General features: G+C 60.6%; 23 protein-coding genes and 2 pseudogenes. 14 read left to right on the top strand and 11 right to left on the bottom strand.

The genetic code is table 11. The features are described from left to right. Positions 1 to 166: 166 nt before the first annotated feature. The 4 genes from AC0L18_RS14905 to AC0L18_RS14890 form a co-directional block, all read right to left on the bottom strand. Positions 167 to 739 (bottom strand): NADPH-dependent FMN reductase, encoded by a 573-nt coding sequence (locus tag AC0L18_RS14905; RefSeq protein WP_473493007.1) that lies wholly within the window; start codon positions 737 to 739, stop codon positions 167 to 169. 247 nt (positions 740 to 986) lie between these two features. Next, complete coding sequence (locus tag AC0L18_RS14900; protein ID WP_473493005.1) at positions 987 to 1631, bottom strand: universal stress protein; 645 nt, start codon at positions 1629 to 1631, stop codon at positions 987 to 989. 116 nt (positions 1632 to 1747) lie between these two features. Continuing rightward, positions 1748 to 2308 carry a trimeric intracellular cation channel family protein gene (locus AC0L18_RS14895; protein ID WP_473493003.1) on the bottom strand — a complete coding sequence of 187 codons (561 nt, stop codon included), beginning with the start codon at positions 2306 to 2308 and terminating at the stop codon, positions 1748 to 1750. Then, positions 2206 to 2637 carry a TRIC cation channel family protein gene (locus AC0L18_RS14890; protein ID WP_473493002.1) on the bottom strand — a complete coding sequence of 144 codons (432 nt, stop codon included), beginning with the start codon at positions 2635 to 2637 and terminating at the stop codon, positions 2206 to 2208. Before AC0L18_RS14890 ends, AC0L18_RS14895 begins: the two co-directional genes overlap by 103 nt. Before the next feature lie 341 nt (positions 2638 to 2978). Between AC0L18_RS14890 and AC0L18_RS14885 the strand changes: the two genes are divergently transcribed. Then, complete coding sequence (locus tag AC0L18_RS14885; RefSeq protein ID WP_473493001.1) at positions 2979 to 3296, top strand: hypothetical protein; 318 nt, start codon at positions 2979 to 2981, stop codon at positions 3294 to 3296. Positions 3297 to 3610: 314 nt separating this feature from the next. Continuing rightward, entirely contained in the window at positions 3611 to 3760 is a 150-nt protein-coding gene (locus AC0L18_RS14880; protein WP_473493000.1) for a hypothetical protein, read from the top strand. A gap of 222 nt (positions 3761 to 3982) precedes the next feature. On the opposite strand, the gene AC0L18_RS14875 is transcribed toward AC0L18_RS14880, so the two are convergent. Then, positions 3983 to 5257, bottom strand: coding sequence for a phospholipase D-like domain-containing protein (locus AC0L18_RS14875; RefSeq protein WP_473492999.1), 1275 nt, complete (start codon positions 5255 to 5257; stop codon positions 3983 to 3985). 516 nt (positions 5258 to 5773) lie between these two features. Between AC0L18_RS14875 and AC0L18_RS14870 the strand changes: the two genes are divergently transcribed. From AC0L18_RS14870 to AC0L18_RS14845, 6 genes are all read left to right on the top strand, one after another. After that, entirely contained in the window at positions 5774 to 6775 is a 1002-nt protein-coding gene (locus AC0L18_RS14870; protein WP_473492997.1) for a DNA methylase, read from the top strand. After that, positions 6682 to 6930 (top strand): DNA methyltransferase, encoded by a 249-nt coding sequence (locus AC0L18_RS14865; RefSeq protein ID WP_473492996.1) that lies wholly within the window; start codon positions 6682 to 6684, stop codon positions 6928 to 6930. Before AC0L18_RS14870 ends, AC0L18_RS14865 begins: the two co-directional genes overlap by 94 nt. A gap of 528 nt (positions 6931 to 7458) precedes the next feature. Next, positions 7459 to 7725: a hypothetical protein gene (locus AC0L18_RS14860; protein WP_473492994.1), complete on the top strand. Its 267-nt coding sequence runs from the start codon at positions 7459 to 7461 to the stop codon at positions 7723 to 7725. Beyond that, positions 7722 to 8186, top strand: coding sequence for a hypothetical protein (locus AC0L18_RS14855; RefSeq protein ID WP_473492992.1), 465 nt, complete (start codon positions 7722 to 7724; stop codon positions 8184 to 8186). Before AC0L18_RS14860 ends, AC0L18_RS14855 begins: the two co-directional genes overlap by 4 nt. A 123-nt stretch (positions 8187 to 8309) precedes the next feature. Next, positions 8310 to 8543, top strand: coding sequence for a P27 family phage terminase small subunit (locus AC0L18_RS14850; protein ID WP_473492990.1), 234 nt, complete (start codon positions 8310 to 8312; stop codon positions 8541 to 8543). Between the two features lie 7 nt (positions 8544 to 8550). Continuing rightward, complete coding sequence (locus tag AC0L18_RS14845) at positions 8551 to 8784, top strand: P27 family phage terminase small subunit (protein WP_473492988.1); 234 nt, start codon at positions 8551 to 8553, stop codon at positions 8782 to 8784. 278 nt (positions 8785 to 9062) lie between these two features. Here AC0L18_RS14845 and AC0L18_RS14840 read toward each other — a convergent pair whose 3' ends face one another. Further along, positions 9063 to 9587 (bottom strand): hypothetical protein, encoded by a 525-nt coding sequence (locus AC0L18_RS14840; RefSeq protein ID WP_473492987.1) that lies wholly within the window; start codon positions 9585 to 9587, stop codon positions 9063 to 9065. Continuing rightward, positions 9588 to 10925: a tetratricopeptide repeat protein gene (locus AC0L18_RS14835; protein ID WP_473492985.1), complete on the bottom strand. Its 1338-nt coding sequence runs from the start codon at positions 10923 to 10925 to the stop codon at positions 9588 to 9590. It abuts the gene before it with no gap. A gap of 119 nt (positions 10926 to 11044) precedes the next feature. Between AC0L18_RS14835 and AC0L18_RS14830 the strand changes: the two genes are divergently transcribed. Together AC0L18_RS14830 and AC0L18_RS14825 are read left to right on the top strand one after the other, a co-directional pair. Next, on the top strand, positions 11045 to 12061 hold the full coding sequence (locus AC0L18_RS14830) for an AraC family transcriptional regulator (protein ID WP_473492983.1): 1017 nt from the start codon (positions 11045 to 11047) through the stop codon (positions 12059 to 12061). A gap of 789 nt (positions 12062 to 12850) precedes the next feature. Beyond that, positions 12851 to 13698, top strand: a pseudogene (locus tag AC0L18_RS14825) (tripartite tricarboxylate transporter substrate-binding protein). 221 nt (positions 13699 to 13919) lie between these two features. Here AC0L18_RS14825 and AC0L18_RS14820 read toward each other — a convergent pair. Next, the gene (locus AC0L18_RS14820) at positions 13920 to 16340 is read right to left on the bottom strand and encodes a bifunctional diguanylate cyclase/phosphodiesterase (RefSeq protein WP_473492981.1); all 2421 of its coding nucleotides are present in this window, start codon (positions 16338 to 16340) and stop codon (positions 13920 to 13922) included. Positions 16341 to 17038: 698 nt separating this feature from the next. Between AC0L18_RS14820 and AC0L18_RS14815 the strand changes: the two genes are divergently transcribed. The 3 genes and pseudogenes from AC0L18_RS14815 (at position 17039) to AC0L18_RS14805 (ending at position 19946) form a co-directional block, all read left to right on the top strand. Next, positions 17039 to 17392: an adenylate/guanylate cyclase domain-containing protein gene (locus AC0L18_RS14815; protein WP_473492979.1), complete on the top strand. Its 354-nt coding sequence runs from the start codon at positions 17039 to 17041 to the stop codon at positions 17390 to 17392. Between the two features lie 234 nt (positions 17393 to 17626). Beyond that, a complete protein-coding gene (locus AC0L18_RS14810) occupies positions 17627 to 19372 on the top strand; it encodes an adenylate/guanylate cyclase domain-containing protein (protein ID WP_473492977.1) in 1746 nt (581 codons plus the stop codon). A 48-nt stretch (positions 19373 to 19420) separates the two neighbouring features. Further along, a pseudogene (locus AC0L18_RS14805) lies at positions 19421 to 19946 on the top strand (cytochrome c). 93 nt (positions 19947 to 20039) lie between these two features. Here AC0L18_RS14805 and AC0L18_RS14800 read toward each other — a convergent pair. Together AC0L18_RS14800 and AC0L18_RS14795 are read right to left on the bottom strand one after the other, a co-directional pair. After that, on the bottom strand, positions 20040 to 20294 hold the full coding sequence (locus tag AC0L18_RS14800) for a RidA family protein (protein ID WP_473492975.1): 255 nt from the start codon (positions 20292 to 20294) through the stop codon (positions 20040 to 20042). Between the two features lie 19 nt (positions 20295 to 20313). Beyond that, complete coding sequence (locus tag AC0L18_RS14795) at positions 20314 to 20748, bottom strand: cupin domain-containing protein (protein ID WP_473492973.1); 435 nt, start codon at positions 20746 to 20748, stop codon at positions 20314 to 20316. Positions 20749 to 20866: 118 nt separating this feature from the next. Here AC0L18_RS14795 and AC0L18_RS14790 point away from each other — a divergent pair, with 118 nt between their 5' ends. Continuing rightward, positions 20867 to 22417: a winged helix-turn-helix domain-containing protein gene (locus tag AC0L18_RS14790; RefSeq protein WP_473492971.1), complete on the top strand. Its 1551-nt coding sequence runs from the start codon at positions 20867 to 20869 to the stop codon at positions 22415 to 22417. Positions 22418 to 22750: 333 nt separating this feature from the next. Here AC0L18_RS14790 and AC0L18_RS14785 read toward each other — a convergent pair whose 3' ends face one another. Next, the gene (locus tag AC0L18_RS14785; RefSeq protein ID WP_473492969.1) at positions 22751 to 24481 is read right to left on the bottom strand and encodes an adenylate/guanylate cyclase domain-containing protein; all 1731 of its coding nucleotides are present in this window, start codon (positions 24479 to 24481) and stop codon (positions 22751 to 22753) included. Positions 24482 to 25069 lie beyond the last annotated feature (588 nt).

Genomic DNA, 25069 nt, shown 5'->3' with positions numbered 1-25069 from the left:
AGCGCCACCATACCGCTCGCGCCATGATGCTCGTGGGGTGGCCGCTGTCGTGCCGTTTCCCGCGCCTCGGATTCCGGCTACGACCGTGACGGTTGGTGACTTTGACGAAATCATCGTGCCGGCCGCACGTGGCTATCTGCCGCGCCCTGTGGACGGGTCGGCCGCTTCAGCTCTGGCGTGGGAGCACAGTAAGCACCCGCTCGATGAAGACGCGAAACTCCGCCATGAACGTTCTCAGGAACTCGGCCGTGGATTCCTTGGACACTTGCCCGTCATCGCTGATCAAGTCTGGCGTGAACTGGATGTAGGCTTCCGGCGCGTTCATCTGCGGGGAATTACAGAAACTGAGGATACTGCGAAGGTGCTGCTGCCCGACGGCAGTGCCGATCGAGCCAGGCGATGTTCCGATCACGGCGGAAGGCTTTCTCGTGAACACGTTCTGGCCGTACGGGCGGCTCGCCCAGTCGATCGCGTTCTTCAGAGCGCCGGATATAGAGCGATTATATTCTGGCGTGACGAACAGCACGGCGTCGACGCCCGTGATAGCTTCCTTGAAACGCTTGGCCACCTCTGGATAGTCGGAGTCATAGTCGTAGCTGTAGAGTGGCAGATCCCGTATGGGGATCTCCTGGAGCGCCAGATCTGGCGGAGCCAGCTTGACGAGAGCTGACGCCAGCCGACGGTTGATCGATCGGGAGGCAAGACTGCCTACGAGGTAGCCGACATCGAATTTAGCCATGGGAGCAATCCATTGCGCTCGGTGTTTCCCACGCCCGCAAGCGACTATGGACCTTTGTGAAGGCAATGTCACAAGCTTCCTGAGACTAGCTGCGTCCTAGGTCGGCGCGCCATCCTCAAGCGGCTACCAGCTTGCGTGGATTAGCTAGCCGCGCGGACGTTCAGGCATCAACGAAGTGTGGGAACCGTCCTCAGTAGCAAGATGAGAAGCTGGACGCACGCATCATGCGTCGAGCGCAGCGGGAGTGTTAACGCGCACGGCTCGGCACGACCAGTACATCGCAGGGGACATCACGCAGTATGCGCGAGGCTACGCTACCCAAAAGGGCGTGCATCAAGCCGGTTCGTCCGTTCGTGCCTGCGATGACGAGATCGGTATCGGCTTCATTCGTCAGGACCTTGAGTCCAGTCACCGGGTCCCCACGCCGGGCAATGACCTCAATCATGGAGACAGCATCCGCGCCTGCTACGTCCCGAACGAAATCCCGGCACTGTTCGACCGCACTCTCCTCGAACTGGCTGTCGCAAGCTGCCTTGTCGTCCACCAGACGGCGATAGGGCGGATCGAACGCGTGGAACAGCTCAAGACGCCGAAACCCAAACCATCGCAGCCCGACCATCAAGGCAGGCTTTGACGAGTCCGATAGGTCGGTCGCCACGGCCGCTCGGCCCTCCGTCTCAAGCACTCTCTTCTTCACGACCAGGAGCGGTACCGGCGACGTCCTCACAAGAGCGGCTACGGTGCTGCCGATCAGCACCTGGGCCAGCGTACCGGTCCCCGCTATGCCGGTCACGATCAGCTCGGCCCGTTCCTTCGCCGATGCCGGACAAGGATGGTCTCCATTCCTGCCCGACAGGATGGAAGAGTTCGGCGATCGAAAATAGGAGGGCAAGAGGACGCGAACAATCCGATCTCGCAGGACGCACGGCTATAGATATATCCTGGCGGTGGGATGCGCAGCACATAAGCTGCTGTCATCCATCTAGGCGTCGATAACACCTGAAGCCGTCATCGGATAGTACAAGCAGCGCAATTCCCTCCGATGTTCGCTTTCTTTGGCATGTGGGGCGGATTCGTGGCCCTTAATCTCGCGTTGTGCGGCCAGATAAGGGCCGAGCAAAGGCGCGTGATCGGTGCCAGAGAGCAATCACGACAATCGATCCGGACAGCACGGACAACGTGGGCTGAGGGTTTCGGCCCGTTGGGGAAGGCATGATCGGGGCGGACTTCAGGTCTCGGGACGTTATGCACTTCGATCCAGGCGGTCGATCTCATCGGGCGTTCGCCCCCGCCGCTCGCGATAGCGTGGCAGCGACCATCCCTTATGCAACGCCATCCGCGCACGAGCAGCCCGGCAATGAGACCTGCCCCGAGCACGACCTCGCGACTTAAGCCGATATTGCGTAAGCACAACAAAGACAATCGCCCAGCAAGGGCTGCCGTGACATAGACTTCACGGGAAAGCACTATTGGAATTTCATTGCCCAGCACGTCACGAATGATTCCGCCGAAGGTGGCCGTGACCACACCCATAGCCACCGCCACCACCGCGCCTGAGCCTGCAAGCAAAGCGCGCTCCGCACCCGTGACCGCGAAGAGCGCCAAACCGAGGGCATCGAGCCACAGGAGCAAGCGGTAGCGACTCTGCGGGATGTGAGCGGTGAAAAACACTGCGCATGATACGATGACGCATGCGAGAAGACCTCCCGCACCCAGAAAACGGGGCTGAAGCCCAGAAGAAGGTCGCGCAGCGTGCCACCGCCGATGCCCGTCACCGTGCCGAGCAGGACAAAGCCGACTACGTCCATTTGCTTGCGCGAGGCGACCAGCGCGCCCGAAATCGCAAAAACGATCAAGCCAAGCCAGTCGAGCAGTGCGGCGGCTGTGTCGAAGAGCATAGGAATCTTCCGCTTGGGTTTGGCGACCGCAGCGCGTCCATCTGCTGCTGCATACGCTCGACTACGCGTCAATACAGAACCAATGCTCACTGCGCGGAGAAAGTCTAGCGGAGAGGATGGAATAAAACGCGTAGCGGAACCGGTCAGGCCGCTTCCCTGCACCAGAAGTCTCGTGCCGCATGTACGTCTGCGTCGGGCCAGATCTGCCTGTTGCCTGCAGACGCTTGGAACCACGGCAGACGCGCGGCGTTTGGCATTCTCACAGGAGAGAAGCCATGCCCGACAAAGATCCGGAATTCAAAAGCTAGTTTTGGGACTCGATCCGTTCGGACATGACGGCAATGATCGGCGTCCCCGGCATCCGCCCTCGTCCCATGACAGCGCAGTTCGATGGGGACCGCAACGTCATTTATTTCTTCACGGCGAAGGACACCGGCCTGGCCGAGGCCGTTGCATCTGCAGAACTGAGGCCCCTTCCCTCCACCGGCATTATCCGGCTTCCGCAGTACTACGAACCTCTCCGCCACCCCAGCACGCCCATCCACCGCGCGACGCACGATCGGCTTCTCGTTACCGGCTATCACTATCCCTTCCCGGGCGTCGGCCATGTCGTGAAGGAGGGCGATGGCTTTCGCTGGCTGCCGGCGGACTGGGTCTAGGACAGAGAAACCTGACCTGTTTGCGCCATTTTGGGGGAGACCCTCACCAGGCACGTCCGACGCGGTGGCATTCCTGGAGGCTTGCTCGGACAATGGCCGCATCGTAATGACATCGCATTTTCCCTTGCCGTCGGTGGGAACCATCTCGCGACGCCAGTCATCATTCTGGTTCGAGGATTACCAGCCGCCGTAATCGCCGAGGACGCCGACTACGCCAACCCAAACGGCGGGGCGCCCTACGGCAATCTACCCCAACGCCCCAAGCGGCGCCGACCTGGCGTTGCCAATCAGCAATCTTCGGTGGTTTTCTTCATTTGGCCGGGGGCGGCGGTATTGGCGAGTGGTTCGAGCAAGCCATAGCCGTCCTCCTGGAACAAAACGAATTCGCCGTCGAGAATTTCGGGCAACCGTCAAAGCGCCGCCAGACCATTGTCATTTCTGCAAAAAAGGCGGCCGATCAGTGACTTCCAACGGTGCTTCCAACGGGTCTGCGCCAACGGTTTTCCAACGGGTGCCGACCCAGCAATTCCGCCTTCCAACGGGTGTGTGCTCCAACCTATATCTCAAGATATGGCCGCGGCGGGCGGCCTATCCCGATAGCCGGAGGAAAAGGGCTGCTGAATACCGCCGGCTTTCCCGCCGATGACTCCTATGCGGCGTTAGACCCATGTCCGACGCGGGTTCTCCTAGAGTTGAGCTCTCAACCAGCTCGCGATCCAGTCAGTGAATTTTTTACTTGGCGGCCGGCTTTGCCATTCCTGAAGACTGATCTGCCGCGAGCGTTTCAGGTCGTCCTGAAAGATCGCAATCTGTTCGGCGGCGAACTCCTCTCCGTAAATGTTGAGGTTCGCCTCGTCGTTGAGCCGGAGCGAACGCTCGTCAAGATTGGCCGATCCCATTGTTACCCAAGCGTCGTCTACAATCAGGAGTTTGGGGTGATACATGGTCGGCTGGAATTCATGTATCCGCACTCCAGATCGCAGAAGGTCGCCCCAAAAATAGCGCGAGCTCTTCCGCACGATTGGCACATCGGTATTCTCGCTGGGAACTATGATGTCGATCTCGACGCCGCGTGCCCGAGCCGCAAGCAACTGGACGAGAGCAACATCATCGGGCACGAAATAGGCCATACCGATCCGTATGTGGCGTTCAGCCGCCGCCAAGGCCATCAGCATCATCTGATGCATGGATACCGAACCTTCGGGCTGCGACGAAATAACGACCTGGGCGCCCAGAGGGCCGCTCTCGTCCTGGGCAGGGTAGAACGGTCTGCCACTCAAGACCTCACCCGTCCCTTCCAGCCAGTTATCGGCAAACGCTGCCTGCATTGCAGACACTGCCGGGCCGGTGACGCGATAGTGAGTGTCACGCCATTCGTCGGCGTTGCGTGCGTCGCCCAACCACTCGTCGCCAATTCCAACACCGCCGGTAAATCCGACTAATCCATCAACGATGAGGAGCTTGCGGTGGGTGCGATTGTTCACCCGGTCGAGGGTGTACCAGTGAAGCGGCCGAAAGCGGTGAAACGAAACCCCGGCCTGCTGCATGATGTCGATGAGGCGCTGGTCGAAGGGAATGCTCCCCACCCAATCGACGAGGACGCGGACTGGTACTCCCTCCCGCGCCTTATCGGCGAGAGTGTTGGCGAAGCGCAGAGCGATCTCTCCGGACCAATAGATGTAGGTTTCAAAGTTGACCGAAGACCGCGCTTCCCTGATTGCGCCGAGCATGGCCGGGTATATCTCATCGCCGTTTACAAGCGTTTCAACGGCATGTCCCCGGCGTACTTCACCGCCGTAAACGGCCTCCATGGTCTCAAGGAACTGCGGGTCCGAAATACCATAGGCGTGTGGAATGGCTTGGCGTACTGCATGCTGCTCGGGAAGGTTGAGCGTGACGACCAGCAATACGAAACCCAGGACGACCCCTATGGGAAGGCGAATGTCGAGCAGCCGTTTCACCTACCCCCCTTGGCTGCCCGTGCGCCCGCCGCGGAACGCGGTGAAGCGCGCCTGCCTGCCATTTGGTCGACCTCTCCTGTCCTGCAAAATTCCACACTTCGAGCAACAAATGATGCCGGGGTGAGAATGTAGAAGAGGCGACTTCGTTCCCCGACCCTCTATTCGCCAAGCACAAGCACTGCCAGTACGAACCAGCGAAGCAGTTCGAAAACAATCGTAGTCAAGCGAAAAACAGCAGCGATTACAGTCACGTAAGGCCCTGTTATAACAAATCTTGAAGCAGGAGGACATTCACCACCCACTCCGCCTGTGCGGAAAGGAACTCTGATGCAGACGGAGCAGCATGAAGCGGTTCTCGGTTGCGCTACTGCGGCTGATACGGATGACGCCATTCCGGCCGTCGCTGGTCAGAACGGCAGCATCGAAAATCCTGCTCCTCGCCTTGCAGTGGAGTACCGTCCTGCCGCGGCTCTGATCCCATACGCAAAGAATGCCAGGACGCACTCGGATGCGCAGGTGGCGCAGATCGCCGCCTCGATCCGGGAGTTCGGCTGGACGAACCCCATCTTGGTCGACGGAGAGAATGGCATTATTGCTGGCCACGGCCGGCTGCTGGCGACGCGCAAGCTCAGTATGAGCACCGTGCCAGTGATCGAGCTCTCCGAGCTGAGCGACGCGCAGAAGCGGGCCTACATCATCGCCGACGACAAGATGGCGCTGAACGCCGGCTGGGACAGTGAACTGCTCGGCCTCGAACTCGGGGAACTCGACGCGCTCGGCTTCGATCTGTCGCTGACCGGCTTCGACGATCTGGAGATCGCCGCACTCACCAGCCTCGGCACGGCAGGCCTAACCGATCCGGACGACATTCCCGACACGCCCGCGCAGGCGACCACCCTCCTCGGCGATGTCTGGCTGCTTGGCAAACACCGGCTGATCTGCGGCAACAGCACCAACCCAGCCGACGTTGAGAAAGTGCTCGCCGGCATCAAACCACACCTTTTGGTGTCGGATCCACCTTTCGGGGTCAACTACGATCCTGCATGGCGCATGCGCCTTGGCATTCCGTCAGAGGGCCTGGCGAAAGGAACGGTCCTGAATGACGATCGCTCTGACTGGCGCGAGGCTTGGGCGCTGTTCCCGGGCGACGTGATGTACGTCTGGCACGCGGCACTTCATTCGGCTTCGGTCGTGACTAGCCTTCGAAGCCAGCGGCTTTGCCGTCCGCGCCAGATTATCTGGGACAAGACCCGGCTGGTCATCGGCTGCGGCGACTATCACTGGCAGCACGAGCCGGTCTGGTATGCGGTCAGGAAGGGCAGGAAAGGCCACTGGGCGGGTGATCGCAAGCAGACCACCGTCTCTGGGCCATCCCGCACAGGAAGTCCGACACGGGCCACGGCACGCAGAAGCCCGTTGAATGCATGCGGCGTCCGATCGAGAACAACTCCTCGCCCGGACAGGCAGTCTATGAGCCGTTCTGCGGCTCCGGCACCACTATCATCGCAGCCGAGATGACCGGCGGCTGCTGTCACGCGATCGAACTAAACGCAGCCGATGTCGATGTCGCGGTTCTGCGTTGGCAGGACTTCACCGGCCAGGCAGCAGTGCTGGAGGGCGACGAACGGACCTTCTCCGAGATCGCGGCGGCAAGAGCTGGAGGAATGGCATGACCAGGATGGAGCTTGCCCGGGTTTGGCCGCCGACCCGCGATGCTGCCGGCCTTGCCGGCCATAAGCCAATGAGCCCTGTCGAGGCGATTCGACGAAAGTGCCTGGACTGCTCAGGCCAGCAATTGGTAAAGCTCTGCGAGACGGTGACCTGTCCGCTCTGGCCATTCAGAGCCGGCCGCCATCCCTACACCAGAAGGTGCCTCCTGGAGGTCAATTCTGAGCAACGGCCCTCCACCGGCACTCCGATGGCCCAAAATCGCTCTTCGTCGGGAATTGGCCTCCAGCAGCATGGTTGCCGGCAAGGCGAGGCCAAGGCAGGCCAGGCGGCGAGTGTGGCATCTGGTGAGGCAGGCTGATGGCCCGCCCCAGCCATCAGCCCGATGCTTTTCATCGCCGTCAGGTAGAGGCGCTGGCAGGCTATGGTGTTCCGGAGGCAGACATTGCCGGCATGGCCGGTATGGATGCGAAGACGCTGCGCAAGCACTATAAACACGAACTGGCCTTTGGCCCACCAAGGCCAACGCCAAGGTGGCGGAGAACCTCTTCCGCAAGGCAACGGGCGAAGGTCGTGAATCGGTCATCGCCGCCATCTTCTGGCTCAAGGCAGGCGGCCGCTGGAAGGAGACCTCGGTCAACGAGCACTCAGGCCTGGACGGCAAGCCGATCGAGCAGGTGCATGAGATTCGCCGCATCATCCTGCGCGCTCCGGATCTTGCAAGCCTAGGCAAGACTCCTGCCGGCTCACCACCAGCAAACCTTCCCGTCACCTTCTGGGACGCGGACCGAGCCAAATGAGCGCCTATATCGAAGCTCCTCTGGAAAACCGGCCACTGAGCTCCAGGGTGGAGGCGCTGGCCGGCTTCGGGCTTAGCACGGCCGACATTGCCTGCGTGCTCGCTACAGACGAGCAAGACCTCAAGGCGACCTACGCTCATGAGCTCGAGAGCGGCGCCATCAAGGCCAACGCACGGGTCGCCGAAAGCCTCTACCGCAAGGCGACCGGTGAAGGTCGGGAGGCCGTCACTGCAGCAATTTTCTGGCTGAAGACCAGGGTCCGCTGGAAGGAGACTTCCATCCATGAGCTGGAGGGGAAAACTGGATACATCAGTGACCTTCGTGACCACCTACGAAGATATGAAGCTCCTGTAGTGCCTCGCGGGAGGGGGGCGGTCATATCTCTACAGCTTTTCACCCTGCGACCGGTGCCTCCCCTTTCTTCGAAGAACCGCGAAATTGGCAGGGGGGTAGCAGCGTAACGGCTGGATTAGGAATGGCAAAATACCGGGTTTTTCGGCCTTCCGGCAGCATGATTGCAGCCGCGAAATGGTCGACAAACTCCGTAGCCATAGCGGCGGTGCTACGGGCTGAAAGGAAGCATTATGCGAGGACGCAAGCCAACGCCGACGGCACTGAAGATTGCGCTCGGCAATCCAGGTAAGCGGCCACTCAACAAGCGTGAGCCAAAGCCGGTGACTGCGATCCCGACCTGCCCGGCTCATCTGATGCCAACGGCCAAGGCCGAGTGGAAGCGGCTTGCGCATTACCTCCACGAGCTCGGCATCATCAGCGAACTGGATCGGGCCGCACTCGCTGCCTACTTGTCAAGCCTATAGCCGCTGGGTGGAGGCCGAGAAGAAGCTCAAGGAAACCCCTCCCCTTCTGCGGACGCCGGCCGGCTACGTGCAGCCCTCGCCCTGGCTTGCCATCTTCAACAAGAATGTCGAGCTGATGCACAAATTCATGAGCGAGCTCGGCCTCTCGCCCGTGTCACGCAGTCGGGTGGCAACGACGCACCATATCGGACCCAAGCCATGGGAGTTCACCGGCGAGGACGAGGACGAGTTCTTTACTTGAGCGGGCGCGAGGTCGGGATCGCGCCATCTCCTGACCTTCATTGCCTGCAATGTGAACGTTGCGCCTCTGTCCCCTAAGCGGTCGTTGCAGGAAAGGGACCGCAAGATGCGGTCCCGTCCGTTTATTGCTGAGCTCCGGAGGTATCCCGGCGCCTCATTGCGCGGTGGTGGCCGAGAAGGACGCTTGCATATCCTCGACAATCTGGTCGATCGAAAGCTCGAGGGACGTTGTGCAGGCGGGAACTCCTTGAAAGTCTTAAGGTACTGGCTGACGAGCGCTCAAAAGTACTGACAGTGGTCCGCCTTGACGGCCTTTTCGGTCAGAAACCAACCAGGGTCCACGATTCCCTCAGCTTCGGCTATGAGGTCGGCGGGCTCGACCTTGAAGGTCTGCGCCGCATAGCCGCAGCCGTAGAGGTTGACATTTCCGGTCTCAGCAAGAAGCTTCAGGAAGTCCTCGATCTCGGTCGGCTCTCCGTCCGCGGCCATCCGGCCGCGAAGCCAATCGGTTTCGCACTTGTGTCGGCCGTCCACCGAAAGGGCAGCCGCCCCTTTGCTGGTCAGCGCCCTTACTGCCCAAAGCAGGAAGAGCATGTCGACCTTCACGCCCTTTCGGGCCTGGGTGTAGGCGAAGGTCAGCGGCGTGAGGATCTTTTCGTAGGCGTCATCGCGTACGACGATTGCTAGATGTTTCATTGTTGAAACTCCAAGGGCGCGGTTGATGGAGCCCCGAGGGGGCCGTGTCGAGACTTCAAAATTCCTGCGTTCCGCCGCCGGACTACCGGATTCGAAACGCAGGTTCACTCAGGCTGCTTCCCGGTCCGGCGCTGCATTCGCTCCGGCCCGGGTCAGGAAGCTTCGATTCACCGGGCTGTGGGGTTTCAGCGCAAGGCGCTCGTTCGCGAGGGCTTGAGCCAAGCCTGTCAGACCTCCGCGCACGGCGGCCTCAGCAACGGTCCAGTCGATGACGTCGCGTTGCGCGTGGCTGCCGCCGAACGAGTTGGCGATGAAGCGTGCGCCAGAGAGGCGTTGCGCCGCGGTGTCATAGTCGCCGTGCCAGAATGCTGTGAACCCTTCAACAAGGGGCATAGCAGTCCGTTGCCCCCATTCGGCGACATCGGTGACGTCGGTTCCGTTCCGATAGGATGCGAGGATCCGTTCGACCTCGCTGTTCCGGCCGGCGCCAAGATATGCCATAGCCGCGTGCCAGTCGTTGAAGGGGTATGTGCGGCCGTCGGCATGATTGTCCCAGGTCGCCGCCAATTCTTGCCAGCGGTCGCCGACATCGTGCCCTGAAAGATGCAGGCGCCAGAGAAGCGCCGAGGCGTCGACCATGTCGAGTGCGACGGTGCTCCGATCCCTGCGGATCGGACCGTCATAGAGCGCGAAGACCTCGTCGACTTGCCCGAGATCTAGATGGTAGAGCGAACGATGCCACCAATTGTGAACCTTGAAGAAATTGTCGTCGCCGGACCAGTGGGGTTCGCGAGCGATCATCCAGCCGATGCCATCCTCAGCGCGGCCCTGCATCTCCATCACATGTGCGACGGCATGGTGGGCCCAGCTGTCGAGCGGCTCCAGGTCGACCGCACGGCGGCCAGCTTCTTCCGCTCGCCCATAGTCGCCGGTTTCCTCCAGCCCGAATGAATGCATCCCGAGCAGGATCGAATAGCCCGGCATATCCGCGGACCATTTCGGCAGCACTCGCGCGATCCTGTCGCGCAGGTCCCGGGCGTTGGCGCGGTAGAAATCCATCAGGCGGCCCGACTGAAGCGCGACGAGGTCGTGCGGATAGTTCGCATTGTGCAGGTCGAGGGCCTCGGCGGCGGCGGTCCAGTGTCCTTCCAGCAGCAGGTCAAGCGCGGCGACATGAGACGCCTCCCGCTCCGAAAGCCGCAATGACTTAACCTTAGCGACGATTGCTTTCGCATCCTTCGTCGCCCCCGGCTCGGTCGCGAGCCCGAACAGGTGCACCTTCAGGATTTGCGCCATCGCGAATTCCGGGGCCGCCTTGATGGCTTGGTCCAGCATGCCGATGGGGTCACCACGGTAGAAGTTGAAGGCCGCAGCAGCCCGATCGTACAGTCCCGCGGCTTCGAATGTTGCGCCGGAAAGCGCGTGGCCCTGCTGATCGACGATCATAATTGGTTTCCTTCTTGAATAGAGAGAGTGAACGCATCACCGACCCGGCCGGCCGTAAGCTTCCGGCTGCCGGATCAGCGGTTTCAATGCTAAGTTAGACTTGCTGGTCGGGCCGGTTAATGAGCGATGCGCCGGAACTCTTGACCGATCCGCCGTTTTTAATGGAATGTCGTCCCGTGGATGCTCTTTTGGATATGCTTCGAGCGATGCGCCTCACGGGAGGCATCTTCCTCGACGCTGAACTCACAGCCCCATGGTGCATTTCGGCGAAGGTCGGGCCGGAGGACTGCAGCCCGTTTACGCCCGAGCCTCGTCACATTATCGCGTATCATTACGTCACCGCCGGCCGCTGTGTCTTGAAGGTCGGCGGCCAGCAGCCGGTGCAGATTGAGAGCGGCGAGATCGTGGTTCTGCCACGAAATGACGATCACGTCCTCGGAAGTGCATTAAACCTGCGGCCCGTCAGTGCCGAGCAACTGATCCAGCCGGGACCGGAAGGCGGGCTTGCAAAAATCATTTATGGAGGGAACGGGGAGCGGACGCAGATTTTCTGCGGCTTTCTTGGCAACGATCTTCCGCACAATGCCTTCATCGCAATGCTGCCAAGCGTGCTGAAGCTCGATGTCGCCGAAGGCGGGAGCTGGATAGAAAGCACCTTCCGCTTCGCAACGAAGGAGTTGGCGGGACGCCACGCCACATCGCCAGCAATGCTCGCGAAGCTCGCAGAAGTTCTGTTTATGGAGGCCGTCCGACGCTACTTGTCGTCTCAGCCCCCGGCGGGAAATACCTGGACAGCTGGAATGCGCGATCCGGTCGTCGGACGCGCCCTTGGGCTACTCCATGGCCAGATTGCCAGGCGCTGGACGACGGAAGCTCTTGCACGGGAGATAGCCGTTTCCCGTTCGGCCTTCGCGGACCGCTTCACTCGCGTGATCGGCGAGCCGCCCATGCGTTATCTGGCGAGACAGCGGTTCGAACAGGCTTCGGCGCAACTGAGGGATTCCGCCGACCCGATCGTGCGGATCGCCTTCGATATCGGCTATGAGTCCGAAGCGGCTTTCAACAGGGCGTTCCGACGCGAATATGGCGTCCCACCAGCGGCCTGGCGGCGAGAGCACATGGTCCGCAAAGCCTGATCTGACGACGAATCGTCGAGGGCACATCGTGGAGGGCACAACTCATCCCGATCGGCGAACGGCAACAAAGGCTGACATAGCGCCCCTGACCTACAACCACTGAAGGACCCGAACGGGTCAAGAGTGCAGGTTCTTGAACACGAAGATTGCGCCACTTTCCGACCTCAGCACCTCTAAGTGCGAACGTCTGGTGTGATGCCCGATGCGCGCGTTCGTAGGGCATCTCGCTGTTACACCGCGGTGACAAAAGCACCCGGTTACCAAGGGCAGCAAATATCTCCGGCCTTCTGGGTGTGGCGTGTCAGCGTCTCCAGAGGCCGCGTGGGCGTGTCGCCGGTTGGCAGTTAGCGCGGCGACTGGATCGTTCCACGCCTCGCAAGCGGGATGGCGAAATCTCGTGAAGGCAACGTTAAGCTGCGTTCTCCGTTCTGAATCGGCGACGGGCAGCGGATGCCATGCACGTTGGGCGTCTGGAAGTTGGCGGGGCATGGGCGCGAGACAGCCCGCGTGCACGCGCCTCGCCGGGCGGTGCAATGACCGCGTAGCGCCGCCTCGCAGCGATCCTGGCTTGCGACGTGGTCGGCTATTCCTGTGCGCATGCGCCAGACTCGCATTCGCTTTCGCCAAAGGGAATCCCAAGCCGGATTGTTATGTTAGGCTATGTTGGGCCGATACCAGTAGGTAGTTTTTTGAGTGACACAAGGAGAAATCTTATGGGACTGACGCTTCGATCAATTGCGTTGCTCTTTGCTATTTCTCGTTGGCTGTGCCGAGGCATATGAGGACACGATGAGAAGCGCAACAAATCTGGCCGCGTCAGCACGAGATTATCCGGCCAAGCCGGTACGCATCATTGAGCCGTTCGGGGCGAGCGGCGGGCCTGATCTGTTGGCCCGCGCCCTGGCCCCGAAGCTTTCTGAGCTGTGGGGCCAACCGGTGACAGTGGAGAACATCCCAGGTGCGGGAGCCACTGCAGGCCCCGCATCGGTCGCGAAGTCACCGGCCGACGGCCACACGCTGCTGATAAACACCAACGCTCAGGCATATAGTGCGGCGCTCCAGAAGGACCTCCCGTATGAACCGTTGAAGGATTTCATTCCGATCATTCCGCTCACGAGGCAAGCCTACGTGCTCGTCGCAGCCAAGGCGACTGGTGTGACCACCGTCGGCGAGCTCATTGCGGCGGCGAAGGCGAAGCCAGGTGAGCTCAGTTTGGATCGACCGGCATAGGCACCGGCACACATGTTGGAGTCGAGAAATTCAATCAAGCGGCGGGAGTCAAGGCGCTGCATGTGCCTCCCTCGCCGAACGATTCGAACGCCGACACAATCGCCAACGCGATAGCGGCGCGCTTCACTTACTATTTGGTGCCAATCTCTCTTGCACTGCCGCACATTCGCGATGGCACACTCGTTCCGCTGGGCGTGAGTACCGCGCTGCGCTCAACCTTGCTCCCGGAGGTACCGACAATCGCGGAGGCGAGCGTCGCCGGATTCGACTCCCGATCTGGTATGGAATGTGGGTGCGGGCTGGCGCTCCGACCGGCGTGGTTGACCAGCTTGCAAATGACATCGGGCGCGTGCTCGCCGGGCCGGATCTGCGCAAATGGATCGCTAAGCACGGAGGCGAGCCAATGAGCATGACGCAGCCCGAGTTCGCGCTTCGTGGAGAGCGAGAGTGAAGGCGCGGCGCGACTCATGAAAGCCGCCGCTAGTGTCAACCCTTAATAGCCCACCGTCTGACGAACTGTCTGCGTAATTCGCGCAATGAAGGATATTCCTGTGCGCATGCGCCAGACTCGTATGCGCTTTCGCCAAAGCCGAATCCCAAGCCGGACTCTTATGTTAGGTCGGTACCGCTAGGCCGCGCTGTCCTTGACTACTCGCAACTTGTGCTTACGCAGCCTTTGGGGAGCGGCTACCTTGCCTTCGCCGCTTGTATGCTGCGCAAACTCAGCTATGGGACAGGGTCGGCCGAGCAAATAGCCCTGCATTTCATCGCAGGCTTCCGCACGCAAAAAGCTTAGTTCCGCGTCAGTTTCGACGCCCTCCGCCAAGACGGGGAGCTTGAGACCTCGAGCAAGCCCGAAGACCGCGCGCATGACGGCGGCCGCCTCGTCGCTGGTATCCACCGCACGGACAAGGGACTGGTCGACCTTTATTTTGTCGAACGGGAAGGCCCGCAGGTTTGACAGCGATGAGTAGCCGGTGCCGAAATCATCCATCGCGATCTGGACGCCCAGGTCTTTGAGCTTGTGCAAGACCGCGAGGGCCCGCCCAATATCCTTGATCAGCGACGATTCTGTAATTTCCAGCTCGAGGCGGGACGGGTCCAGGCCGGTTTCTTTCAGAACCTCCTCGACCAGCTCCGGGAGATTGCCGCCATGGAGTTGTACGGCCGAGACGTTGACGCTGACTCCCAGTGGTCGGTCCCACGTCGCCGCCTCGGCGCAGGCCGTGCGCAACACCCACTCGCCGATCTTCAGTATAGCGCCGCATTCCTCCGCGATCGGAATGAACACCGTCGGGGCGATGGCACCTCTCGTGCCGTGATCCCAACGAAGAAGCGCTTCGAAGCCGAAGACCCTATTGGAGTGAAGCTCCGCTTGCGGCTGAAAGACGAGACTGAACTCGTTGCGTGAGATCGCATGACGGATGTCGTGCTCGAACTGACGTCGATCGTGTAGATGCTCACCCATAGACGGTTCGAAAACGCGATAGATGCCGCGCCCTTCCAACTTGGCCTCATAAAGCGCCGCGTCAGCATGGCTCAGAAGGGTCGCGCGATCGGGCCCATCGTTCGGGAAGACAGCGATGCCGATGCTGGTTCCGATAGTGACGCCGGCGGGTAGGTTCACGCCGGTCTCGTCGAAAGCGTTCAAAATGGCTTCAGCGGTGCGCGTCGCATACGCTGGGCTCGGCAGGCCTGGAACGATCACAGCGAACTCGTCGCCTCCCAAGCGCGCGACCATATGCTCCGGCTTGAGGACGTTCTTAATCTTCTCGGCCACACACTGGAGTACGGCGTCCCCGATCAGATGGCCGAAGAGGTCGTTAATCTCTTTGAAGCGATCGAGATCGAGGAAAAGGACGGCAAGGCACCTGTCGGTCCCACGATGCGCCGCGAATTCTGCCTCCAGCTTCTCGTTGAAGCTCGTGCGGTTCGGGAGCTTAGTCAGGGGGTCGTGGTGAGCAAGGAAGTGAATTTGCTCCTCCGCCCGCTTACGCCCGCGGATATCGCGCACCGCCACGACCTGATGCTGCTTACCGGCATAAAGGATGTTATGTCGGATCAGCTCGACCGGGATCATACTGCCGTCGGTTGCGCATAGCTCGGCCTCCAGCGGCTTTCGGGCGGTGGCCGTGAGTTCGCCCTGCGAGACGGTGGGGAAGAAAGACTCGAGCAAGCGGCCGACAGGCTGAGAGCCATCGACACAGGCAAGGGCGACGAAGCTGTGATTGGCTGCTACGATCGTCGTCTCGTTGTACACAACCAGCCCCTCGACGGCGGCGTCGGCCAGCTCTTGCATACGCGCCGTCTCCCCAGCGCGACGAAGATCGCGCAGATCGAGGACAAGACCGACAAGGGCCAGAAGAATGATCACGATCGAAGCGAGCGCAAGTCCGCTTGCCATCCATTCCGCTGGCAGCGCCGTGGCCGAAACGACGATGCGAGGATCGGGCACGATCGCGGCCGCGCCCATCGCAGTGAAATGATGGCTGCAAATCGCGACCGTCAGCACCAACGCCCCGAGTGCCTTCCACTTGATCGTGTTGGCCCGAAGGGCAACTGGCAAGGCTGCGGCACCGAACAGTCCACCGAGGGCGATCGACACTGCGACGAGCGGCATATCCCAGACGACGCGGCCCGCGATCTCGAAGGCAGCCATGCCAGTATAATGCATTACGGCGATACCGCCCCCCACGATCATCCCGCCGATCCAGCGTGCATACGGAACGCGGGGCGACATGCCGACGGTGAGGCCGGTTCCCGTCAAAGCGATCGCGGCGACCAGCGAGACGATCGTCAAGGCGATATTGTAGCCGCTCGGCACTGCGGGCTGAAAGGCCAGCATGGCGATGAAATGCGTTGACCAGATGCCGAAACCGGTGGCGACCGCAGCTACTGCGAGCCAGATCCGTCGCATTTCGCGTTCGCTGCGCCCGACATGATGGAGGAGGTTGACGGCCGTGAACGAGGCCAGGGCGCAGACCAAGGCCGCCAGGGCAACCAGACGCAAATCATGCTGCGAGGCAATGCAGGTGTAGACTTTCAACATGCTCTTCCCCGAAGTCGGTTACGAGCTTCGGAGAGAAACCTAGGGTCAAACCTTGAAGAAATGCTTATGAGGGCAATTCAACTTGACGGCTTTCCTGGGATGGCATTCAGCGACCGCTTTAGGCGTAGAGCAGCTAAGTGCCTTCCAACAAGTCTGCGTGCATATAGATGGCGCTCCAGATCAACCGCGTTGCTGCTGAAGCCTAATTCCTGAAAGAACTTGCTGACCCGTGTCTCCGTGAGCACACTGCAAACGGTGGTTTGCAGTTTGAACACCCCGGAAACAGCAGTATGAGCGCGGTCGCCTACTATCGAGTCTCCACACAACGGCAAGGACGCTCGGGCTTGTGCCCAGCGTGCCGCGGTCGCCCGCTTTGCCGAGGCGGAGGGGATGATTATCCTCCAGGAGTTCACCGAGATCGAAACCGGAAAGGGCGCGGATGCTCTTGATCGACGGGAGCAATTAAATTCCGCCCTCGCCCTTGCCCGCCAGACAAAATGCCCGGCACAAGTTCATGAGCGAGCTCGGCCTCTCGCCCGTGTCACGCAGTCGGGTGGCAACGACGCACCATATCGGACCCAAGCCATGGGAGTTCACCGGCGAGGACGAGGACGAGGACGAGTTCTTTACTTGAGCGAGCGCGAGGTCGGGATCGCGCCAAGAGCGGTCATTGCCGAACCACTACTCAGACGTCCCGTTTGCCGGCACTGGAGTTGCGTGTCGGGAGCCATACTGGGCCGGTCATATTGGGAGTCGTCGGCCGGCGGAAGTTCACCTTCGATATCTGGGACGATGCGGTGAACACGGCGGCGCTCATGGAAGCGAATGGTGCTCCCGGACGGATCAATGTTTCGGAAACCGTGGCGGGAAATGTCAAAACGCTATTCGAACTGGAGCCGCGAGGCGTCATTGAGACCAAGCATGGGCGCAGGCTCGACATGTTCTTCCTCAACCGCCTGAAGCCGGAGTATTCGCGCGATGCCGATGGCCGCGTGCCAAGCGAAAAATTTGTCACTGAATGCAACCGACTGCTCAGCGGCTTTCCCGGCTAGGAAGAGAACATCCGAATGAGCCATTGGGAGAGTACGCCAGCAAAAAGAGCTATTGGCGCGCTCGAGGCGACGTGCGCATCGGCCAAAGCGTCAAAGAACCGGCTGGCTGGGATCTGACCTTTGGCTGCGATGCGCCGATGGGGCGCAATGTTCGACATTAGAATTCCAGCCCAGCACCGTCATAGATTGTTGGCTAAGAATGCTCTACTCTCTGTGACGGGAGGAAATCGGGGCATGGAACGCCGCCTCGCCGCCATTATGGACGCTGACGTGGTCGGCTATTCGCGTCTGATCCGGTCCGATGAGGATGGCACGCTCGCGGCGCTCAAATCTCTGCTTACTGACCTCATTGGGCCGAAAATCGCGGAACATCATGGGCGCGTCGTAAAGTTCATGGGTGATGGGGTGTTGGCAGAGTTCGCCAGTGTCGTGGAGGCGGTGAGAGCCGCCGCCGAGATGCAGCAGGCTCTAGCTGAACGCAATGAAGTCTTACCGAAAGGGCAACGTATCGAGTTCCGCGTCGGCGTAAATCTGGGCGACGTGGTGATCGATGGCGACGACATCCACGGAGACGGTGTCAACGTCGCGGCCCGTTTGGAGGGATTGGCGGAACCGGGCGGTGTTTGCGTATCGGCGGCAGTCTATGACCAGGTGCGCGATCGCATTGAGTTGCCGTTCGAGGATCTGGGGGAACAGCGGGTCAAGAATATCGACCGGCCGGTGCACATCTGGCGCTGGGTTCGTGACACCGTGGCGTCGTCGCCCAGTGTTGATCAGATGCCTCTCCCGGAACGACCATCGATCGTGGTCCTTCCCTTCAACAACATGAGCCGCGATCCCGAGCAAGAATACTTCAGTGACGGCATCACTGAGGATATCATCACCGATCTCAGCAAGGCATCCGGCCTGTTCGTCATCGCGCGCAACTCGGCTTTCGTCTACAAAGAAAAGACATTCAGTGTCCCTCACGTATGCCGTGAACTCGGCGTCAAGTTCGTTGTCGAAGGCAGTATTCGAAAGGCCAGCGACCGGGTTCGCGTCACCGCCCAGCTGATCGATGGCACAAGCGGCGGACATCTCTGGGCCGAGCGCTACGACCGTGACCTCACTGACATTTTCGAGGTCCAGGACGACATCACGCAACAAATCGTTGCTGCGCTGAAGGTCAGGCTCAGCGAGGCGGAGAAATCCTTGATCGTCGATGGCGGCACGAAAGACGTGAACGCCCACGATCTCTTTTTGAGGGGTCGCGAGCTGATCCTTGGGCTCAAGAGAGATCGTGAGATGTTCGATCAATCGACCACCTATTTCCGTCGGGCGATCGAGATCGATCCGTCCTACGCCGCCGCTTATGCGGGTCTGGGCATGGCCTATATCCTAGATTATCAGAACCATTGGACCGACGCGCCCGAGAGGTCACTTGATCAAGCCGATCGCTTCACCGCCCAAGCGATCGCCAGGGACGACCAGGACCCTTTCGCCCATTATGTCGCCGCAATGGTGGCCATGTTCATGAGGGACTATGAGCGATGGGCCCATGAGGCCGACCGGGCGTTGTTGCTAAATCCCAACTACGCTCCCGCGCTCAACATGCGGGGCACCGTTCACATTTATACGGGAGAGCCGGCGAAAGCCATTCCCATGATTGAACGGGCGATACGCCTCGATCCGATTTCACGACAGCAGCACGTACACTTCCTGGGCACCGCTTATTTCGTAGCCGGCGATTACGAGACTGCGGCGGCTTTGTTCAGGGATCGTATCGCGCTCAATCCCACCACGGACTTGTCGCGCGCGTTCCTCGCCTCAGCATTGGGCCACCTTGGCAAATTGGACGAGGCCGGCGAAGTTTGGCGCGAACTCAAGGAAATCAATACGAGGTACTCCCCCGTCGAGCATATCGGCCGTTTGCCGTTCAGGGATCCCTCGGATGCCGAGAAGTTAACCGTTGGCCTGCGCAAAGCGGGGCTAGTGCAGTAATGACGCCACAAAGCCCGGCCGCGTTGCGATAATGAAAGGAAGGAAACGATGCTTCGGACACCAGTTCGCCTCGCGTTCTTGACCGCGTTGTTAGCGCTTTCTTTGGTCACAGCCATTGCCGACGACGCGCAGATTAAGCGCGGCGAATACCTCGTCACGATCGGCGGATGCAACGACTGCCACACGCCGGGTTACTTCTTCGGAAAGCCCGCCATGTCGCGCTTTCTTGGCGGCTCGGACGTAGGCTTCGAGATTCCTGGTCAGGGTGTTTTTGTCGGCCGCAATATCACGCCGGACAAGGAGACCGGGATTGGCAATGGACCCCCTGAGCAGATCGTTGCCGCGATTCAGACGGGCGAACGACCGGACGGCCGCATCCTCGCGCCGATTATGCTTTTGGCACGCTTTTGCGCATCTGACGGCCGATGACGCAACGGCGATCGCAGCATTCCTTCAAAGCGTGAAGCCGGTGGGCAACCAGGTCCCGGGCCCGTTCAAACCGGGGGAAAAGGTGTCGAGCTTCGTGTTCCGGATCATGCCGCCGGGCGAAACCGCAGCCGCGGCGCCGAATTAGGCCGGGTCCGACCAGCAACGAAATTCGGCATCACGGTCTCGAATCCGAGGGTGTGGCAGGGCAGTCATTGCCCAGACATGCGCGTCGGCGGCGTCAGTTGCGCTCCTGGCGGCTAGCTACGGCGAGCCGCGCTGACGCGTAACCCTGCTCTGGCGAAACCCCGGTCCCGACCTTGCCGAGGGGTTTTGCCAATGTCCCATCCTTGTTGCACGCCACGTGACCGGAGATGTAGGCGCGGGTGCCGCGCACCCGGACCCAGGCGAAAGACATACGCAGCCCCTCGCGGACTTTCAAAGGCTCGGTCAGTTCCAGACCCATAGCGGCCAGGCGTTGTTCGATGACGGCCATAGCGCACCTCCCGGCCTGATTAGGGCACGATCTCGTCGAGTTCCGGCATTAGCACGACGCTCTCGTTCGCAGCGGGGTCGTTGCGGGCACCGAGGAACTCGGCGTTTTCATTGCTACGATTGACGGCCACGTGCGGAACGCCCGCCGGAATGAACAGGTAGTCGCCGGGGAGGACCTTTTCGCACCGTTCGAGCGCGGCCCCCGACCAGATCTCGATCTCTTTGCCCGCGGTCATTAGAAGGGCCGTCTCGTGCCCCTGATGGCGATGGGCGCTGGTTCGTCGCCCTGCGGGTAGCGAAATCGTTCCGAGCCACAGCATGCTAGATCCTACGCTCTCCGCCGAGACTCCCGAGCGATAGACAGATCCTTGCTCGGCGACATAGCTGTCACTCCCGCGAACGATTTTAGCGGATAATGCATGAGCATTTTTCGGTTGCATTGTTTCGTTCTTCATCGCTCTCACCACCTCAACTGCTACATGGAGCTGAATGTGCGCGCGGAGCCGGCACAAGTCTTGAAACGACGCCGAAAAATTCCGAAAAACTCCGAAATCGGGCGTATCATTGCCAATCATGAGCACCCAGCACCTTGTATTCGGCCCCTTCGAGTTCGTTATCGAGGACGGATGCCTTCTTCGTGACAATCGGCCTGTCTCCATCGGCGCCCGCGGCGCTTCGCTGCTCACCGCTCTGCTCACGGCAAATGGGCGTGTCGTTACCAAGTCGGCGCTGATGGATGCCGTTTGGCCAGGGCTCGCCGTCGAGGAGAGTAATCTTTCCGTTCAGATTGCTGCCCTTCGCAAGCTGCTTGGCCCGGCGTCAGACGGCGGCGACTGGATCATCACGGTCCCACGGGTCGGATACAGATTTTCCGGTCCGGTAGAGAGCCGGCCAAACGGACCTGGTAGCGAAGGGCGGTCAGAGGCGAGATCCAGCCCCGCGATTGCAGTACTGCCTTTCGAGAATCTCGGCAGCGATGCAGAGAGACAATATCTGGCCGACGGTATCGCCGACGACCTGATCATGGCACTCGCTCGGTTCCGATGGTTCCGCGTCGCGTCGCGCTGGGCGAGTTTCGCAAGATGGAATGTCTCGAAGGATCCGCAGTCTATCGCGCGCGAACTTGGCGTCGATTTTCTGGTGGATGGAGCCATCCGGCGTGCCGGTGATCGGATGCGGATATCGGTGCACCTCGCCGACGCAATGAAGGGCGCCACCGTCTGGTCCGAACATTACGATCTTTCGGTGGCCGAGGTATTTGCTGTGCAGGACGCCATCGCCGAGCGGATCGCAGCGGCGGTCGAGCCCGAGTTGCTGTTGCGCCATGGACTTCAGGTTGCTCCGCACACCGGGAATGTGACCGCCTGGGATCTCGTACGGCAAGGCACATTCAACTTTCACAAAGTCACCCAGCCGACGCACAGTCTCGCACGACAATTCTTCCGAGAGGCAACGGAACTCGATCCCATGCTTCCAGAGGCGCAGATTTGGCTCGCGCGGGTCAACGCAGGTCTCATCGCCTATGGCTGGACGAAAAATCTAGCCGCGGACGGGAAGGAAGGACTCGATGCGGCCCTGCGGGCGATATATCTCGATGCTCGGAATCCGTATGCGCACTATGCGCTGGCAATTGTGTCGGCCTACACCGGCAGGGCTGAACATGCGATCCTCGCAGCGGAACGGTCGATCGAACTCGGTCCGAGCTTTGCCTTGGGCTATCTCGTCCTCGGTATGGCCCGTCTTTTCGTGGGCGATGCGGCCGGTGCGCAAAAGCCGTTGGCTCGCGGCCTCGAACTCAATCCCCACGATCCCCAAAATGCGGTTTGGTTCAGCCTCTTAATGCTTGCGCTGTTCTTTTCGGGCGACGTCGAGGGCGCGCTCAACTCAGGACGCGCGGCGCTAAAGGCGCGTCCTGATTGGCCGCCGCTCCTCCGCATTCAGGCATGCTGCCACGCCGCCGCGGGACATAGTCAGGAGGCTCGCCGCCTCGCCGCCGCTGCGAGCGATCTCCCGGAGTCTGCAGGCGATGCGCTTGCTCCGTTCAGAAATGGCAACAGCGAATGGGCGGCTCGCCTCCAGGGCCTATTGCGAGAGGCGGAACACGGGTCGGGACCCGTAAACTGAGCGAAGACTCGGATGACGGCTTCGAGCCGCAAACGCGACCTAAGTCTAAGTCTGCCGCGTTGTGCGCTTCCAGGCGAAGGCAAAGTTTGCCTCTACTGCTGAGATCAGGCGCAGAGCTGCCACTCAGAATCTGACTTGTGGGTGTCGCCTTCGGGTCAATCCTTTGCGTCCGGCAAGGATTCGCCTCGTTCATCCTTCGCCTTCGGCAAGGACTCGGATGCGCGCCAGAAGGAGCTTTCAGTGGACGGCAATCACGCTCAGGAAAACACACGCCTGTAGACTAGGTGGTCGGGTAATCGGCCACGCCGGCGTCAGGGCTGCGAGGCCGGACCCTCATACCGGCAGGCCTGCTTTGCGGTAGCCCTCAATCCAGCGGTCACGGTCTTCTTGAAGAGCTATCATGCGCATCTGCGACATGATCATGGTTTTTGGGTCAGGCTTGGGGGCTGGACTGCTATGGAACGCCGCGACAGCCGCTTTCGAGTGTTCGATGCGACCCAGGTGTGCGTACGCCGCGGCTTCGATCAAGTGCATATAGGCCGGCACATCGTGCCTGTGCTTAAGGATCGCAAGCACTTCTTCGTACTCGCCCAACATGAAGTGGCAGTCGCACAGCACCTCTGACCTGGCATCATCAGGTGCCAAAGGGTCGATCCTCTGCATTCGGGAAAAGATTTCGATCGCCTCGGATGGCCGACCCAGGTGGGCGAGAACAAATCCGCGGCTGAAGAGAGCCGATGCATCGTTCGGGTTGCTTGCCATTGCACGCGCGGAGTGAAGATCGGCAAGCTCATGCATGCCGCTCGTGATATAAGCGGCGGCGGCGGCCGCATTGACTTCGGTATCGCCGCCGTCGAGCGCCACGGCGCGCCCCGCGTGATGGCACGTGCGTTCGATCGCAATCTCCGGTTCAAGGCCCAGCGCATAGATACCATAGGCATAGGCGGTGGCGATCTGCGCGTGCGCGGCCGCATAGTTCGGATCGGCCTCGATCGATTTCTGAAGATGTTCCAGAGCACTTTGCAGACCGTCAGTGGAGTGAAACAGAGCCCAACGTCCCCGAAGCAAATGGTCGAAGGCTGTGAGGTTCGCCGGCGGCCTCCGGCGCGCGTGCTCGACTGCGATTCGACCAAGATGCCCCGGTATTGTACCGACGATTGCTTGCACGACCTCGTCCTGGACCTCGAAAATGGAGTCGAGCGTGCGGTCATAGCGTTCCGCCCACACGTGCGCCCCAGTCGTTGCGTCGATTAGCTGGGCCGTTATGCGTACCCAGTTCCCGGCCTTGCGCACGCTGCCTTCGACGATCCAGCGCACGCCGAGTTCGCGCCCGACGTCCTGGATCCTCGGCGACCGCCCTTTGTAGTAAAATGAGGAATTGCGCGCGATGACCGAGAGGCTCTTGAAGCGCGAGAGTTCCGTGATGATGTCTTCGGTCATGCCGTCCGCGAAGTACTCCTGCTCGGGATCACTGCTCACGTTCACAAACGGTAAGACGGCGATGGCAGGCTTCTCGGCTGTGACACTGGGCGTCACGACCGCAACAGCCGGTGTTCCGGCGACCCGATAGATCCGAACCGGCTCGGCGATGTTCTTCAGGTTCTGCGTACCGAGATCGTCGAAGCTTACTTGGACTTTGTTCCTGATGTGGTCATGCGCGGTCCCGGAGACCAGGATGGAACCCGGTTCGGCGATGCTTTCGAGCCTCGCGGCGATGTTGACGCCGTCGCCATAGAGATCACTGCCTTCGACAATGACGTCACCCAGATTGACGCCGATGCGCAGCACGATCCGCCGCTCCTCAGGCTGATCGCTGTTTACGGCGGCCATGCCCTCCTGGAGCTCGACCGCGCATTGCACGGCGTTAACAGCGCTGGCGAACTCCACCAGCACGCCATCGCCGGCGACCTTGAAGATGCGTCCGTGATGCTTGGCAACCAGGGGCTTCAGCACCTCCTTGCGGCGGATCTTGAGCGCAGCCAGCGTGCCGGCTTCGTCGACCTCCATCAGGCGGCTAAAACCGACTACATCCATTGCCAGAATCGCGGCCAAACGGCGTTCCATTGCTTATCCCTGGAAAGGCTGACCAGACCGACACTATACCATCTAGCCGCCGTCCTGCGTGTACCGATATGCGGTGGGCTCTCATTCAGCGTTCGATCGCTAACCTCCGCCTTGGAGTAAATCCTTCCGTAGTCGTTTGCGATCGCGCCGACCTCCATCCAACGGGATTAGCGTTTACCCATACAAACGGGGTTCCGGGGTCAGTCACCCACTCGCCAAAGACTGATGGTGAGCCTCGTCGCAGTCAACTGAACGACATGACCATGGCGCACGGGTGCTTGCCCAATAGCGTCTTCGAGGGAGCGGCCTCAAGTGGACACGCTCTCATCAGCGTGTTCAACGCACGGGCGACCTGGGCCGTCGAGATGATGGTCGGCCTGCTTCTGGTCGCCATCAGGCGCTTGATTTCGAACCTGTTGGCGATCTGCAACTCCCTTTTGAGAGCACAACAGCGGCCAGGCTAAAAGCGACATTAACAATTCATCTGCGACGTCGAATTTGCCAGCACAGCGCGCTTCACCTCGCAGATCTTAGGGCGAACAGCCCCGCTCCGCAGATCAAAACTGCGCCGAGAACGGTGGTGATCTT

The sequence above is a fragment of the Mesorhizobium sp. WSM4819 genome, assembly GCF_055811215.1.
This window is presented reverse-complemented; position numbering and strand designations above follow the sequence as displayed.

Bases quoted from the DNA above. Each gene is read 5' to 3' on its own strand.
- AC0L18_RS14905 (WP_473493007.1), bottom strand. From the start codon at position 739: ATGGCTAAATTCGATGTCGGCTACCTCGTAGGCAGTCTTGCCTCCCGA.
- AC0L18_RS14890 (WP_473493002.1), bottom strand. From the start codon at position 2,637: ATGCTCTTCGACACAGCCGCCGCACTGCTCGACTGGCTTGGCTTGATC.
- AC0L18_RS14885 (WP_473493001.1), top strand. From the start codon at position 2,979: ATGATCGGCGTCCCCGGCATCCGCCCTCGTCCCATGACAGCGCAGTTC.
- AC0L18_RS14865 (WP_473492996.1), top strand. From the start codon at position 6,682: ATGCGGCGTCCGATCGAGAACAACTCCTCGCCCGGACAGGCAGTCTAT.
- AC0L18_RS14855 (WP_473492992.1), top strand. From the start codon at position 7,722: ATGAGCGCCTATATCGAAGCTCCTCTGGAAAACCGGCCACTGAGCTCC.
- AC0L18_RS14850 (WP_473492990.1), top strand. From the start codon at position 8,310: ATGCGAGGACGCAAGCCAACGCCGACGGCACTGAAGATTGCGCTCGGC.
- AC0L18_RS14835 (WP_473492985.1), bottom strand. From the start codon at position 10,925: ATGATCGTCGATCAGCAGGGCCACGCGCTTTCCGGCGCAACATTCGAA.
- AC0L18_RS14830 (WP_473492983.1), top strand. From the start codon at position 11,045: ATGAGCGATGCGCCGGAACTCTTGACCGATCCGCCGTTTTTAATGGAA.
- AC0L18_RS14820 (WP_473492981.1), bottom strand. From the start codon at position 16,340: ATGTTGAAAGTCTACACCTGCATTGCCTCGCAGCATGATTTGCGTCTG.
- AC0L18_RS14810 (WP_473492977.1), top strand. From the start codon at position 17,627: ATGGAACGCCGCCTCGCCGCCATTATGGACGCTGACGTGGTCGGCTAT.
- AC0L18_RS14800 (WP_473492975.1), bottom strand. From the start codon at position 20,294: ATGGCCGTCATCGAACAACGCCTGGCCGCTATGGGTCTGGAACTGACC.
- AC0L18_RS14795 (WP_473492973.1), bottom strand. From the start codon at position 20,748: ATGAAGAACGAAACAATGCAACCGAAAAATGCTCATGCATTATCCGCT.
- AC0L18_RS14790 (WP_473492971.1), top strand. From the start codon at position 20,867: ATGAGCACCCAGCACCTTGTATTCGGCCCCTTCGAGTTCGTTATCGAG.
- AC0L18_RS14785 (WP_473492969.1), bottom strand. From the start codon at position 24,481: ATGGAACGCCGTTTGGCCGCGATTCTGGCAATGGATGTAGTCGGTTTT.